The 15276-nt window shown below is 51.1% G+C and carries 13 protein-coding genes; 2 read left to right on the top strand and 11 right to left on the bottom strand.

Annotated features, from left to right (window positions below):
- Positions 1-491: 491 nt before the first annotated feature.
- From OB13_RS00970 to bioB, 5 genes are all read right to left on the bottom strand, one after another.
- Complete coding sequence (locus tag OB13_RS00970; RefSeq protein WP_461488270.1) at positions 492-1691, bottom strand: beta-ketoacyl synthase N-terminal-like domain-containing protein; 1200 nt, start codon at positions 1689-1691, stop codon at positions 492-494.
- 170 nt (positions 1692-1861) lie between these two features.
- Complete coding sequence (bioA, locus tag OB13_RS00965; protein WP_461488269.1) at positions 1862-3145, bottom strand: adenosylmethionine--8-amino-7-oxononanoate transaminase; 1284 nt, start codon at positions 3143-3145, stop codon at positions 1862-1864.
- 64 nt (positions 3146-3209) lie between these two features.
- The gene (gene bioD, locus OB13_RS00960) at positions 3210-3824 is read right to left on the bottom strand and encodes a dethiobiotin synthase (RefSeq protein ID WP_461488268.1); all 615 of its coding nucleotides are present in this window, start codon (positions 3822-3824) and stop codon (positions 3210-3212) included.
- Positions 3821-4954: an aminotransferase class I/II-fold pyridoxal phosphate-dependent enzyme gene (locus OB13_RS00955; RefSeq protein WP_461488267.1), complete on the bottom strand. Its 1134-nt coding sequence runs from the start codon at positions 4952-4954 to the stop codon at positions 3821-3823. The genes bioD and OB13_RS00955 overlap by 4 nt, the downstream gene beginning before the upstream one ends.
- A gap of 75 nt (positions 4955-5029) precedes the next feature.
- Positions 5030-6031 carry a biotin synthase BioB gene (gene bioB / locus OB13_RS00950; protein WP_461488266.1) on the bottom strand — a complete coding sequence of 334 codons (1002 nt, stop codon included), beginning with the start codon at positions 6029-6031 and terminating at the stop codon, positions 5030-5032.
- A 360-nt stretch (positions 6032-6391) separates the two neighbouring features.
- On the opposite strand from bioB, the gene OB13_RS00945 reads away from it, so the two are divergent.
- Entirely contained in the window at positions 6392-7534 is a 1143-nt protein-coding gene (locus OB13_RS00945) for a DEAD/DEAH box helicase (RefSeq protein WP_461488265.1), read from the top strand.
- Between the two features lie 57 nt (positions 7535-7591).
- Here the strand turns inward: OB13_RS00945 and OB13_RS00940 are convergent, their stop codons facing one another.
- Positions 7592-9241: an alpha-amylase family protein gene (locus OB13_RS00940; protein WP_461488264.1), complete on the bottom strand. Its 1650-nt coding sequence runs from the start codon at positions 9239-9241 to the stop codon at positions 7592-7594.
- Positions 9242-9933: 692 nt separating this feature from the next.
- Between OB13_RS00940 and OB13_RS00935 the strand changes: the two genes are divergently transcribed.
- Positions 9934-11058, top strand: a complete 1125-nt coding sequence (locus tag OB13_RS00935) for a TIGR03118 family protein (RefSeq protein ID WP_461488263.1) — start codon at positions 9934-9936, stop codon at positions 11056-11058.
- Between the two features lie 207 nt (positions 11059-11265).
- Here the strand turns inward: OB13_RS00935 and OB13_RS00930 are convergent, their stop codons facing one another.
- The 5 genes from OB13_RS00930 to OB13_RS00910 form a co-directional block, all read right to left on the bottom strand.
- Positions 11266-11706, bottom strand: a complete 441-nt coding sequence (locus tag OB13_RS00930; RefSeq protein ID WP_461488262.1) for a GNAT family N-acetyltransferase — start codon at positions 11704-11706, stop codon at positions 11266-11268.
- Between the two features lie 123 nt (positions 11707-11829).
- Complete coding sequence (locus OB13_RS00925; RefSeq protein ID WP_461488261.1) at positions 11830-13152, bottom strand: toxin-antitoxin system YwqK family antitoxin; 1323 nt, start codon at positions 13150-13152, stop codon at positions 11830-11832.
- Between the two features lie 33 nt (positions 13153-13185).
- Entirely contained in the window at positions 13186-13719 is a 534-nt protein-coding gene (locus OB13_RS00920) for a HEAT repeat domain-containing protein (RefSeq protein ID WP_461488260.1), read from the bottom strand.
- Positions 13720-13843: 124 nt separating this feature from the next.
- Positions 13844-15028 carry an acetyl-CoA C-acyltransferase gene (locus tag OB13_RS00915; RefSeq protein ID WP_461488259.1) on the bottom strand — a complete coding sequence of 395 codons (1185 nt, stop codon included), beginning with the start codon at positions 15026-15028 and terminating at the stop codon, positions 13844-13846.
- Positions 15029-15093: 65 nt separating this feature from the next.
- Positions 15094-15276, bottom strand: a 183-nt coding sequence (locus OB13_RS00910) for a hypothetical protein (protein ID WP_461488258.1), incomplete at its 5' end; no start/stop codon positions are given.

The raw sequence follows: 15276 nt of genomic DNA, 5'->3' as shown, positions 1-15276 counted from the left end.
TTCAATTTTGAATTTACTTCTGAGCAGGAGGTGTTTTGTTATACGGCAGGCTACCAGAAAACTTTAGTGTACAATTTTGGTTTTCAAGAGGAAAATGTGGCGTTGAGGAGGGTAGGGTAATCCTGTATAAATAGATTATAAGGAATAAAATATATTGATATTTAATCTGATTTGATATAATGTAAAATTTTGCCGGGTTTTAAACTGCCCTTTATTGATAAAATTATATATAGCAACCCATACTATACTGGCATAAAATAGTTATAAAAATAGTTTATAATACAAAATAAATAGAGAAATGCTATTAATGGAAAAGTCCAATAAAATGGGCTCTTTAAGTATATATACAAATATTGGATAGTAGGATTTGCGGTGATACCCAAGGCTGTTTGTCTTATTCAGACTAAATGCAATTGGGGAGCGGTAGAAAAGTGTCAAAGCGGTAAAGCTTCAGCAATCCGGGAGTAGAGTCTGAAAAGGGGTTAAAGAATTTAGTTCTGGATGCAAAGGATGACACTCGCAGCATTGCCACCAAAGCCGGCAGCATTTACCATGACTCGCCGGAGCCTCGTAGCGGGTTTTGTGGATGACGAATTGGGAAAGGGTATAGCAGTAGCTGATTGGCTGCGCAAGGCATGCAAAGCATACTGCAGACTCAGAGCACCCGAAGCGCCTAGAGCATGGCCCAGTAGCCATTTGTTGGTGGTAATGGCAGGTATAGCTTCTCCAAAAACAGCACGAATGGCTGCTAATTCTGCCTTGTCGCCGGCATGTGTTCCGGGGGTGTGGGTGATGATCAGATCGATGGTGGTATCATGTGCTGGCAGTTGACTGAGTCCATGGCGCATGGCCTTCTGAAAGTTGAGTCCTTCGGCGGAAATACCGGTCTTGCTGCTGATTTTTTCAAAGCCTATACCGACAGCTTCTACTATAAATTCGCCGCCATATAAGTCAGTAGCGGCCACTTTTTCCAGCGCAACCACAGCGGCGCCTTCTCCCAGAACAAACGTGTTTTGCTTTTCAAGCGCGTAGGGTCGGCAGGGATACGGATGCTTTTCCAGTCCGGAATAAATTCCGACGGCCTTCATCTGCGCAAGGGTAAAATCCGTCAGCGGGGCCTCGGTGCCACCTGCCAGAAACCGTTTGGCCATACCTGCTTTCAGCCAGGCTACCCCGTTGGCTACGGCCATCAAAGCCGTGCTGCAGGTAATGGAGTGGCTGATCTGGGCGCCTCCGGCATTCACGGCATGCGCCACCCAACTGGATAGGTTGCCCAGCGTGGTGGTAGGAGAGGAGGCAGAAGAAAGCTCCTGGTTTAGGAAGGACTCATAATGCTGCTCAAACAAACCGGTGGCACCCCGGGAGGAGCCAATGTTTACAGCCAGCTCATCGTCCTGCCGGTCCGTTGCGAGCCAGCCTGCCTGTTCCACCGCCTGCCGGGCAGCATAGACGGCCATAAGTACCGAGCGATCCAGCTGCCTGTAGTTCGGGTGAGCGTCAACCAGCGCCTGTAATTGCTTATCAGCTGCGGGTGAAAGGGAAGCGACTGGGGTAGGTTTGTCCTGATGGAGTACAGTTGTGAAAGCAGGCTTGCCAGCCCGGTAGGCCTGTGCTATACCTGGCTCGTCAAAGCCAAGCGGGGAAATAGCGCCGCAGCCCCTGATAACGATGTATTCTTTTTCTGCTTCCATAGCGGCTATAAAGGTAGGGACAAACACACGGAGAACAAGCGGAAAGCGCTTCCGGAAGTAAGGCTATACCTTAAAATGGCTGCTTTTAGCTTCGACTTCGTAGGGCGCGCTGAACCTGTGGGCATCTTGCCTGCTACGGCCCTATTGTCACCATTACCGGAGCTTTCTTGTCAGGAACCTGAACCTAGAATCAACTGCTGCATCCCTCGTATCGTCTGGTATACTTGGTCCAGTTGCTCCTCTGTGATGCAATAAGGCGGGATGATGTAAATGATGTTGCCGAGCGGACGGAGAATCACTCCTTGCTCCAGGCCATAATTGTAAAGCGTGTCGCGGAGGTTGCTGAAGTAAGAGGTGGCACCCACTTCAAACTCCACCGCCAGGATGGTACCCTGCTGGCGTACCTGTTTTAGGTTTGGCCAGGATGCTATACCTGAAGCAAAAGCAGCGTGACTGCGGCTGATGCGCATAATGTTTTGCTGCGTCTCGGGTTGCAGGAGCAGATCCATGCTGGCCAGTCCGGCGGAGCAGGCAACAGGGTTGGCCGTATAGCTGTGACCGTGGAAAAAGGTCTTGCTTTTGTCCTTGTGCAGAAATGAGTCGTAGATAGCAGTGCTGCAGGAGGTAACGCCGAGCGCCATGGTGCCACCGGTCAGGCCTTTCGATAAGGTGACCATGTCGGGCTTATGCTCTAAATAATCGCTGGCGAAAGTAAGGCCTGTGCGTCCAAAGCCTGTCATCACTTCGTCGGCTATCGTCAGGATGTGGTGTTCCTGACAGATGGCTAGCAGCCTGTCCAGTACGTCCGGGCTGTACATGACCATGCCGGCCGTTCCCAGTACCAGCGGCTCGTAGATAAAAGCGGCTACGTCTTCAGCCCGGGCCAAGGTTTCCAACTGCTTCACTGTTTCTTCTTCCCGGCCAGGTATAGGTACATCCACGAACTCCACTTCAAACAGGTAGGACCAGAAAGGAGCCGTAAAGGCACTGCGGGCGCTCACAGACATAGCCCCAAAGGTATCGCCGTGGTAACTGTCCCGGAAAGCGATGATCTTTTTCTTGGGTGTACCGACATTCTGCCAGTACTGGATCGCCATCTTCAAGGCTACTTCCACGGCAGTAGACCCATTGTCGGAATAAAAGATGCGGCGCTGACCCTGCGGAAGAATTTGCAGCAAACGTTCGGCAAAGGTAACGGCGGCCGGATGTGTAAAGCCTGCAAAGATGACGTGCTCGAGTGTCTGCAGCTGTTCGGCTACTTTCTGCGCAATATAGGGGTGCGCGTGTCCGTGCAGGTTCACCCACCACGAAGCAACCGCATCCACGTAGCTTTTTCCGTCTTCCGCGTAGAGCAGGGCGCCTTCGCCCCGAACGATAGGTATAGGAAGTGGCGCAGTTTTCATCTGCGTGTACGGATGCCAAATGACGTGGTGGTCGCGTTGGGCTAAGTTCATCCTGGTAAGCTGATTGGTTATAGTAGAGTTCTTGCTATATAGTATCTCTCTGATGTATCCTCTGTTATAAATACGACACAAATGACCGGGCATACTCGGCCACAGCTTCCTGGCAGAAATCAGCTTCCTGTCGGATAGAGGGCAAACGGCGCAGTCCCGTATACTTGATGATGAAATCCTCCGAGGTCTGGTTCTCCTCGCCGTTGAAGATAATGCCTGCCACCGGCACCTTCCGGTAGCGCAGCACCTCTGCTGTGAGCAAGGTATGGTTGATGCTGCCCAGGTAGTTCCTGGACACCAGCACCACCTCCAAACCCAGTTGCTGCACCAGGTCCAGCACCAGGTAGCGCTTGTTGAGGGGCACCATCAGGCCGCCGGCGCCTTCCACGATCAGGTTGTTCTGCGTGTCGGGCAACTGCAGTCCGTGCACATCAATCTCTATCCCTTCCGCTGCTGCTGCTTTATGGGGCGAGGATGCCATCTTGAGACGGTACGCCTCGGGGTGGAAAGCGGATTTTTCGTTGGATACCAGACTTTTAACCATGTCGGTATCCGTGAAATCCAGGCCGCCCGCCTGCACGGGTTTCCAGTAATCGGCCTGCAGGGCCTCGGTCAGTATGGCTGCGGCAACAGTTTTGCCTACGTCCGTTCCGATGCCTGTTACAAAATATCTTTTCATGTACCTTTCGCTATGACCTGCACGAGGCCTTCCATTTCTTCTTCCGTATTATAAGCATGTACGATCACGCGCAGCCGCTCTGTACCTGCCGGTACGGTAGGGGGCATGACGGGACGTACATCAAAACCTTCTTTTTGCAGGGCAGCCGCCAGCATTTTGAGTTGCTGTGGCTCTTGCAGGAAAACAGAGCATATCACGCTGTCTTCCGGGGTGCAGCGTATGCCGCTCAGTTTGTTCAGTTTCAGGTATAGCAGCGCAGCCAGTTGCTGCACGCGCGCACGTTCTTCCCTCAGGTCGGGGAGCAGGGTATAGGCACATTTCAGGGCCACCAGTGCATGCGTGGGCAGGCCGGTGGTATAAATGAACGCCCTGCTATAGTTAATCAAAAAATCGCGCAGCACCTTCGGGCCCACCACGGCTGCCCCGTGACTGCCCATGGCTTTGCCGTAGGTGATCACCTGGGCAAATACCTGGTCCTGCAAGCCCAGAGCTACTGTCAGCCCTTCGCCTTTGTCACCATACAGGCCAACGGCATGGGCCTCATCCACAATGAGGGCGGCCGTATGTTCGTTACACAGCCGGGCCAGTTCCCGCAAAGGCGCCTTATCACCGTCCATGGAATAAACCGACTCCACCACCACGTATACCTGGCCGGTCGCGCGCTTCAGTTTTTGCCGCAGGTCTTCCACGTTGTTGTGCCGGAAGCTGTAGCTTTTGGCAAAGCTTAAACGAAGTCCATCCTTCATGGAAGCATGGCTGGCCTCGTCATAAAATACCGTATCGCCGCGCTGCGGCAAGGCAGACAGCAGGCCCACATTGGCCGAATATCCTGAGTTGAAAAGCAGCGCTGCCTCACCTTGATGGTAAGACGCAATGCTCGCTTCCAGCTCTTCGAAAAGGCCGTGATTGCCGGATAACAACCGGGAGCCTGTTGCTCCCAATGGTAGCTGTTTATAGTTTTCTTCTTCCTGCCGGATCAGCGCCCGTAGTCTTTCGCTGCGGGCGAGGCCGAGGTAATCGTTGGAACAGAAGTCAGCCAGGCCGGTGGTGGTTTTGAGTTCCCGCAGGTTACCCTGCGCAGCCCGTTCCGCCAGCTTCTGCTGTAACTTGTTTTTTAAGACGCTGGACATAAGACGTTAGATAAAAGACTTCTTCACAGATGCACCAATATAATGATCTTGCGTCTTGTGTCTAAAATCTTGTGTCTAGCCAACCACCGGTTGGCTTTCTTCTTTAAAAGACTTGCGTGGAGTTAGACCTAGCAGGTCAAACATGGCTTTGTCTGCATCGAAGTCCGGGTTTGGAGTTGTCAGCAGTTTCTCGCCGGTGAAGATGGAGTTGGCGCCGGCCAGGAAGCAAAGGGCCTGTTCGGTCACGTTCATCTGCTCACGGCCTGCCGAGAGGCGCACCATGGTTTTGGGCATCAGGATACGGGCCGTCGCGATCATGCGTACCATCTCCCATACCGACACGCGCGGCTGGTTTTCGAGCGGCGTACCTTTTACCGGTACCAGGGCATTCACCGGAACGGATTCCGGGTGCTGTACCAGCGTAGACAAGGTATGCAACATACCGATGCGGTCTTCGTCTGTCTCACCCAGGCCGATGATACCGCCGGAGCAAACCGATATACCTGCTTTGCGCACGTTTTCGATCGTGTCCAGACGGTCGTCGTATGTCCGGGTGGTAATGATGTTCGAGTAATTTTCTTCGGATGTGTCCAGGTTGTGGTTGTAGGCGTACAGGCCGGCTTCTTTGAGCTTCTCTGCCTGGTACTCGTTCACCATACCCAGGGTACAGCAAACTTCAAGGCCCATTTCATTCACACCTTTCACCATGTCGAGTACCTTGTCGAAGTCGCGGTTGTCGCGCACTTCGCGCCAGGCGGCACCCATGCAGAAGCGGGTAGAACCACCGGCCTTGGCCCGTTGCGCCGCCGTCAGCACCTGCTCCTGGCTCAACAGCTTGTGCACTTCCACATCGGTATGGAAACGGGCCGCCTGTGGGCAGTAAGCACAGTCTTCGGGGCAGCCACCCGTCTTTACGGACAATAACGTACATACCTGCACCTCACCGGTAGCCTGGTATTGCTTGTGCACCTGGGCTGCTTCCACAATCAGTTCCAGCACCGGCTTGTAGTAAATCGCCTTTATTTCTTCCAGGCTCCAGTCGTTTCGAAGGTCTGTGTTTAGTCCGTTTTGCATCATGGTACTCGTTTTTGGGTTACGAAGGTAATTTGAAGATTTAGGAATTAAAAATCAACTCCAGGGGGTAGTACGGTGGATAAATAGCTAATTGCCTAAGCTGTTGTGCTATTCCTGTGGAAAATTTGTTTTGTTAATTTGTTAGAAAGCCAGGTTCCCCTTCTCAGCTTCCGGGATGCCACCTTTGCCGCTATACCTAGAAGAGGCTTCAGGAGTGGAGCTAAAGGAGAACGCGCAGGAGGTAACCCCACCGGATCATACTTCAACCGGACAGGAGGCGCGATACATCAGGGCTTGCTGCACAGAATATTTGTACCTTTGTGCCTGCCAGGCAGGTTGGCTGGCCTTTAACAATGTAATCTAATGCCGTTTTCATCTCTGGGCTTGTCAGCACCGCTTCTAGTAGCCATCAAAGAAAAAGGGTATACTTCGCCCTATCCCATCCAGCAAGAAGTTATACCTGCCGTCCTGAAGGGCAGGGATATTGTAGGTATAGCCCAGACCGGCTCCGGTAAAACAGCCAGTTTCGCACTGCCCATACTGGAGTTGTTCCAGCACAGAAAGACGAACCGGAACAGGTATGTCCGTGCCCTGGTGCTGGTTCCTACCCGGGAACTGGCCGTGCAGATAGAAGAGGTTTTCAGGGGGTTCGGCTCCAGGCTTGACCGGCAGGTGAAGACCCTGGCTGTGTATGGCGGCGTTTCCATCAACCCGCAGATGATGAAGCTGAGCGGCACCGATGTGCTGGTGGCTACCCCAGGCAGATTGCTGGACCTGCTCTCCAGCAACTCGGTGCAGCTCTCGGAGGTGGAGGTGCTGGTGCTGGACGAGGCGGACAAGATTCTCAACCTGGGTTTTCAGGAGGAAGTGAACAGGATACTGGCTTTGTTGCCGGCGAAGCGCCAGAACCTGCTTTTCTCAGCCACCCTGAGCGGGGATGTGGACGAACTGATGACGAAGGTGCTGTCGGACCCGTTGAAGATCACGATACAGGAGGAGGCCTCGGTGCCGGACCTGATCACTCAGGTAGCGTACCAGGTAGAACCCGAAAAGAAGGGGCCGCTGTTGCGTTACCTGATCCGGCAAAGCGATATGCAACAGGTGCTCGTGTTCACCTCTTCAATCCGGACGGCAGACAACGTGGCCGGTAAGCTGCAGAAGCATGGAATCGAAGCAGCCGCTTTTCACGGAGACAAAAGCCAGGGCGGCAGAACGGAATCTCTGAAGAAATTCAAAGCCGGCAAACTGCGGGTACTGGTGGCTACGGATCTGGCCTCCCGGGGTATAGACATCAAGTTCCTACCCTACGTCATCAACTACGAATTGCCCCGTTCCCCCAAGGACTACGTGCACCGTATTGGCAGAACCGGCCGCGCCGGATCCTCCGGCGAAGCAATCTCCCTCATTACGCCTGAGGATGCACATCACTTTAGGATCATCCAGAAAAAAATGGGCAAGCGGGTGGAGGTGTTGCCAACAGATGATTTTGATCTGCAGGGACAGTAGGTTAACGCTATAGGCGCGAGCGTCCTCGCTCGCGCCTAGCCATGTGTAGTATAGCTCCTAGCTCTTTTTCAGTAGATGACTCAGGTCTCCGGCCCGGAACCAGCGGTAGCCGTAGGCATCGAGCGTAATGTAATGTTTGCCCTTGTCGTCTGTTTTGCTTTCGTAATTCACCATCAGGTCTACCAGCTTCTCCTCTTTTTCCTGCTTCAGGTTCAGGATTATTTCGTGCGCTTTTTCATCGAAGTTGTGCAGGATGATCAGTGAACTGCCTTGCCAACTGTAGTGCATACACAATACGCCCGGTTTGTTTGTTTCCAGTATTTGCCACTCGCCCCAACCGATCTCAGTGCATTCCTGGCGCAGGCGGATCAGGGCTGTCATCCAGTTCAGGTTCGAATTAGGTTCCCGGCGCTGCATCTCTACGTTCACGTGGTGATAGGAGTAAGGACCTTCGTCTATGACCGGATGCACCAGCTTGTCGTTCTTTGAGAAGCCGGCCTGGTACTCGTCTGACCACTGCATCGGCGTACGCACGGCATCCCGCTCCTTCAGGCTGAGGTCATCGCCCATACCTATCTCGTCCCCATAGCGGATCACCGGGGTGCCGGGCAAAGAAAACATCAGGCTATAAGCCAGCTCAGTCTGCTGCCTGTTGCCCAGCATCGAGGACAATCTTCTTCGTATTCCCCGCTCATAGAGCTGCATGTTCTCGTCCGGGCCAAAACGGGCGAACACTTTCTGGCGTTGCTCCTCAGTGAGGCGCCCCAGGTCCAGTTCGTCGTGGTTGCGCAGGAAGTGGGCCCACTGTACACCCGGGTGGTGCGTGCGCGTTTCCTCCAGTGCCTCCCGGAGCGGACCGAGGTCACCCGTGGCCAGCGCATAAAACATACGTTGGTTGACATAAAAGTTGAACATCATCTGGATGCCTTCTCCCTTTTCCCCAAAGTACTTCTTGTTCTCTTCCGGGAGCACGTTGGCCTCGCCCAGCAGGATCGCATCGCCACGCCGCCATTGCAAAAAGCGACGCATCTCAGTCAGGTATTCGAATTTAAGGGTATGCTCTTTCGAACCGGCATCATGGGATTCGATTATGAACGGAACAGCGTCTACCCGGAAACCGGCTACTCCCAGTTCGAGCCAGAAACCCATGATCCTGCGGATCTCTTCGCGCACTTCCGGGTTGTCCATGTTGAGGTCGGGCTGAAACTCGTAGAAGCGGTGAAAATACCAGGCCTTCGCTTTTTTGTCGAATGTCCAGGTAGAGTGCTGCACACCCGGGAACACCATCCCTTCGTCCCAGTTGTCGGGCCTCTCTTTTGACCAGACATACCAGTCGCGGTGCAGGGAATCTTCGCTGCTGCGGGCGTTCTGAAACCAGGGGTGCTGATCGGAGGTATGGTTGACCACTAGGTCGATGATCACTTTGATGCCCCGCTTTTTGGCCTGGTGCATAAACTCCACAAAGTTGCCGCTTGAGCCATGCCGCCGGTCTACGCCATAATAATCGCTGATATCGTACCCGTTGTCTTTGTTGGGAGAAGGTTGAAAAGGTGCCAGCCAGACGGTGTCAACGCCCATGGCATTGAGGTAATCGAGGCGGCGGGCTAGCCCTTCAAAATCGCCTACGCCGTCGCCGTTGAGGTCCATAAAGGTTTCCAGGTCCAAGCTGTAGATGATTGCATTCTTATACCACAGTTCTTCCAGCATGTCAGTTGAGGTTGGTTAAAAGTCGTGATTGGTCTATACGAAGTTTAACAGGCAACAGTGGAAGGAAAGATATAAGTTGCTGTAATACAGTTTTTTGCAAATGGTATACCGGATAGCTCGTCTCCCATTCCTGTTGCAAACCCTGATAGCGTCAATTTTGTAGAGGTGTTAAGGAAAATAGGCTGGTGGACTATATACCTGCTTTACACCAAGCCATTTAGATTACAGTGTATATTTTACGTTGTACACTGTCTGCGATGCCTTTTACTTATTTTTCAGAACGAATCCTGTAGTATTTTATACAACAAACGGGGTTTTGAAACCAGTTTATAAACTGCGGGTTAGGCAAGGTCGTATGAGTTAATACTCCTAAGAAATGAGGCGAACCTCTATCTAAACTCACCCTTTCGTCCTATTGTCCTCATTCGGTGCATACAAAGGAACACGGAGACCGGTTTAACCCCACTTCCAGAATAAACTCACCCATAATTTACCCCTCTGACAAAGCACCAGGTTCAATGCAATGCTTTGCACATGTTCTCTCTCCATTTTATTTATTCTTCCTGAACGTTTCATCACTATAAAAACAGGTCTATTAAAACAGAAACGCGGATCCTATAACGTCAACCCGAGGGGAGAGGTAACATTTGTTTGATGGTAACATGGTTTTTTTATTTTTAAGATTACCTTTTATGGAAAAAAAATTTTGCAGAGTTCGTGACCTTAATTTCGGTAAGGTTGCTTTTGTTTTTTTGTCACTCTCCCTCTCCCTGATAAGTACTGGCTGCGATGATTTTCTGGATGATATCATAGATTTTCCTGACAAGCCGGTTCCCATGGAGAGTTACAACCAGGTGAACCTGGTTGCGAGCACAAACGAGGAATATGATGCCAGCAGAATAGAGCCACGTTTAGTAAATGCATGGGGCATTACGTTTAATCCGACTGGCGTGGCCTGGATAAATGCCGAAGATACCGGCCTTAGTTTTGTATATGATGCTGAAGGCAAAGAACTGAGACCTCCTGTAGCTATTCCTTCGCCTGACGCAGCAACAGGAGGTACCCCTACAGGTATTGTCTTCAATAACAGTTCTGATTTTAAGCTTGCGGATGGGAATCCTGCCAGGTTTATTTTTGCCGGAACAGATGGTGTCATATCGGCCTGGAATGCTGGCGACCAAGCCGAGAAAGTAGTTGACAATTCTGCGGATTCAGGTGAAGTTGGGGCAGTGTATACGGGCCTTGCTTTAGTGTCTAATAATAAAAGTTACTTGTATGGGGCCAATTTCAGTATGGGCAAAATCGATGTTTTTGACAAGGACTTTGAGCAGGTAAATGGCATGGAGTTCACGGACCCGGATTTACCACAGGGCTATTCACCTTTTAATATACAGGCTATAGACGGGAAACTGTATGTGCTTTATGCCAAGGTTGGAGCAGATGGTGAAGAAGAAAAGGGTATGGGAAATGGCTTTGTATCTGTATTTAACCCGGATGGATCTTTTGTAAAACGTTTTGCTTCCAGAGGAACTTTAGATGCTCCATGGGGTATAGCCAAGGCACCCGGAAACTTTATTAAAAACAGCCCTGGAGCAATTTTAATCGGAAACTTTGGTGACGGACGCATCAATGTGTATAGCTCCAACGGGAAATTTTTAGGTCAATTAGAAAACGACGGTGATCCAATTACCATCGATGGCTTATGGGGTATAGAGTTTCCTCCTGGCACTGCGACCGGCGTGGACCCTAACCGCCTCTATTTTGCAGCAGGACCTGATGATGAATCAGAAGGTTTATTCGGGTACATAACCAAGTAAACAAAAGAGGAGGCTTTTATCGATAAAAGCCTCCTCTTTTGTTTAAACTACTGTATACCACAGCTTTTCCAGCAGAACGAATCAATAGGGTTATGAGCGGATGCGTCTATGCGGAAAGATTCCGGTAATAGCCGCTGGAAGGAGAGAGGTTCGCTAAAAAGTCGGTAATATAAGTCGGTTCAGGTATGTACTGACTTAGGTGTTTCGTTAGCGCTTGGCTTGCCAGTCGGCCTGGCTCATTTCAAACTTTATTTCATTTTTTCCGTGAGTGCCTGCCTTTCGCCAGCCTTGTTTCTGGTAGAAAGTTTCTGCTCTCGTGCCGGGTCCGGTGCCCAGCCAGACCGTTTCAGTTGTCTGCTGAAAGTACCAGTCCAGCATGATGTTGTGTAGTTGCTTGCCTATACCTTTGCCTTCATACTCGGGGCGCAGAAACAGTGCCCAGACGTTGTGCTCCTGCAGGTCCACAATGGCAAAGCCCGCTATACCTTCCTCCACTTCACAAACCCAGCCTTTGCCCCGTTGCGTCAGGTATAGCTCACAATCTTTATCCGTTACCCGCGCCGGATCGGAAAGGGTGTTTTCTTTGACGGTATGCCGCACAATCTGGAGTTGAGGGATGTCGGCGGTGGTGGCTTCGCGGAAAATCATAGGGATACACATTGTTAACGCTCGGAAGATAGTGATTTAGATTTTTAGTAAAAACTGCAAAGCCCGGATATAAAAAATCCCCCGCTTGAGAGAGCGGGGGATTTTCCTATACCTGTGGAAATCTTACTTCTCTTTCTCTTCCACCACCACACCATTCCGGTAAAGTATCGTCTTGTATACCTTGCCTTCCGGGTTGTGGTACTTCCAGGTGCCGGTGGCTTTGTTGTTGCGATGCTGGCCCAGCACTTCTACTTTACCGTCTTCGAAATACTGCTTGTAGGGTCCGAAGCGCAGGCCGTCTTTGTAACTGGTTTCGGACTGCAGCTTGCCTGAAGGGTAGAACTCCTGGCTGCTGACGATCTTGCCGTTTTCGTACTTATACTTGTCTTTGATCTGCCCGTTGTCATGGTATACCAGGCGCTCTCCGGTAAGCTTATCGGCTGTGTAGTTTTCAGATATTTCTACTTTCTTTCCGGGCGCATCATAGTACTCTTTCCAGTTGCCGGTGCGCAGCTTGTTCTTGTACTGCTCCTCTGATTTTATATTCCCGGAAGGATAGTAGGTGGTGATTTTACGGTCATCGCCGTTGTTGCTGTAGTTGCCTTCTTCCTTCAGGTGGCCATCCTCATAAAATACCTGCGAGAGACCCTGCACCTGGCCATTGCGGTAGTTGATGACGCTGCGGGGTTTGCCGCTCTCAAAGTAGGCTTTGGACGGGCCGTGCATCTTGCCGGATTGAAAACTGCCTTCGGTGCTCAGTTTGCCGCTGCGGTAGTAGCTCCTGAAACTGCCGTTTCGCTGGCCTGCTACGTTCACCACTTCTGTTTCCAACTGACCATTGTCGAAGTAGGTTTTGTAGGAGCCCTCCAGCATGCCGTTCCGATAGTTGGCCTCTGTCTCTAAGTTGCCGTTCTCATAATAGGTTTTGGCCGGCCCGTTCTGTTTGCTGTTGCTGTAGCTGATCTCCGATTTGGGTTTGCCATTCGGGTAAAACTCTTTCACCAGCCCCTCCGGGAAGCCGTTTACAAAAGACGTCTCTTTCCGGATCGTGCCATCGGCATAGAACGTCCGGAAAATGTCGCTTTGCTGGTCCTTGTCATAGCTGCCTTCCTGCAGCAGGCGCCCATCCGGGTGGAAGGCTTTGAAAGGTCCCTGCTTCTGGTCCTGCACGTAGCTTACCTGCAGTTTGGGTTTACCGCTTGGGTAGAACTCTGTAAATACGCTGTCTTTTTTGCCTTCCACAAATTTGGCGAATGCTTCCCGCTCACCGGTTGGGTAGTAGCGGTTGTAGTAGCCCACTATGGCCGAGTCCGGCGTGATGTAATAGACTTCCTTGACCGCAGTCATGGACTCGTCGTAGTAGGTCACGACTTTCTTCTGGGCCTGCCCATACGCTATTGAACTGAAAAGTAAAACAGCAGGCAAGAGTGAAAGCAATTTCGACATAGGTACTAAATCAGTCTGTACAAGGGTACAGGGTTATACTTTCTTTTTGATAATCTCTTTCGAAACCAGTTTCAGGAATGGGTCAGTATCTTTCAAAAATTTCTGCGCCAGTTCAATGGCTTTTGCATGATTCACTTTGCTCAGACTCAGCAAAGCGCGTCTCTTCACATACTTGTCACCCTCACTGTTTATCAGGTGCAGGAGCATCTTTTCACCTCCCTCCACTTCAATGTTTCCAAGTAATTCAGCCATTTGCCACTTAGCCTGTTGCTGGTTAGAATAAACAGCCTTTCTCACAAACCGCAGCTTATTCTCCAGCTTCTCTTCCACGCTTTTCAGCACTACGCCTGCTTCATTGTCGATAGCCAGTGCATACACCAGCAACTGCGCCAGGTCATGGTTGAATTCCTTGTTGAGCTGTTCCAGCGCCTCATTTGCTGCCTTGTACAATTCCTCCCAGCCAGGATACTCCACTTCCCATTCGCCTAATCCTCTGTTTTCGGTATAGGTATCGGGCGACATATCGGCCCATTCCCAGAATTTAGCCAGTTCGGTCTCTAACGACATAGGTGCTTTAACATAAATAAACATCAAAAGTATAAGAAACAGTTTAATCTGCAGGCCAAGGTATAAAAAAGAAGCCTTACGAATAACGTAAGGCTTCCTGCAATAAATATACCGTAACGGGTGATTACATCTTCTCAATAACAATGGCAGAAGCGCCGCCGCCGCCGTTGCAAATACCGGTTACACCGATCTTGCCACCTTTCTTATCTAGCACGTTGCAGAGTGTGACCAGGATACGGGCTCCGGAGGCTCCCAGCGGGTGACCCAGCGATACGGCACCGCCGTACACGTTCACGTTGCCGCCTTCCAGGCCCAACTTCTGGTTGTTTGCAATCGATACAACCGAGAAGGCTTCGTTGATTTCATAGAAATCGACTTCCTCCGGCGTAACGCCTGCGTTCTTGAGCGCCTTAGGTATAGCCAGGGCCGGCGTGGTGGTGAACCAGATCGGATCCTGCTCTGCATCAGCAAAACCAAGGATTTTGGCCATCGGTTTCAGACCCAGCTCTTCTGCCTTCTCCTTGCTCATGAGCAACAGGGCAGCAGCGCCGTCATTGAGCGTAGAAGCATTGGCAGCTGTTACGGTTCCTTCTTTGTCGAATACAGGGCGAAGACCTGCTATCTTCTCGAAGTTTACCTTTTTATATTCTTCGTCTTCCGAAATCAGGACAGACTCTTTGCCACGCTGCGGAATCTCAACCGGTACGATCTCATCTTTCAGTTCACCGGCTTCGGTGGCAGCAGCTACTTTTTTGTAGGAGTTGGTGGCGTATTCATCCTGCATTTCGCGGGTGATCTTCATTTCACGGGCCGTATTCTCGGCGGCGTTGCCCATGTGGAAGTCATTGTACACGTCCCACAGGCCGTCTTTCAACAAGCCGTCAATCATCTGGCCGTGCCCTAATTTCGCTCCGAAACGGGCCTTGTCCAGGTAAAAAGGCACATTGGACATGCTTTCCATACCACCTGCTACGATAATGTCTTTGTGGCCCAGCATGATAGCCTGTGCCGCATACATCACTGCCTTCGAACCGGAAGCGCATACCTTGTTCACGGTCGTACATTCCACCTCATAACCAAGGCCCGCCTTGATAGCAGCCTGGCGTGCCGGCGCCTGACCTACGTTGGCAGACAATACGTTGCCCATGATCACTTCCTGCACGAGACTTTTGTCAACACCGGCTCTCTCCAGCGCACCTTTGATAGCGGCTGCACCCAGTTCGGTAGCTGAAAGGCTGGCCAGAGCGCCGCCAAAGCTGCCAATCGGGGTACGTACAGCCGAAATTATATAGACTTCTTTCGTTTGCATAGGATTGTGTGTTATTGGTTTGTAGTGTGAAATTATCAGGATTTAAGCTGAAAACCAAACAATCGTTAGGTAAATGACAGCTTGGGTGGTTTAACGGTTTTATAGTTAACTTGTTGGAGCATTTTCATTACTCCGGTTCTCTCCAAGAAGCGGAGGAGGGGCCTTAAAGCTGCAACATATTTTAAGCGATTTCGGGTCCAACCACCCCTGCCCCCTTCCAAGGGGAGAATTTCTGCACGAGCAGGTAT

Source organism: Pontibacter sp. HJ8 (assembly GCF_054824225.1).
This window is presented reverse-complemented; position numbering and strand designations above follow the sequence as displayed.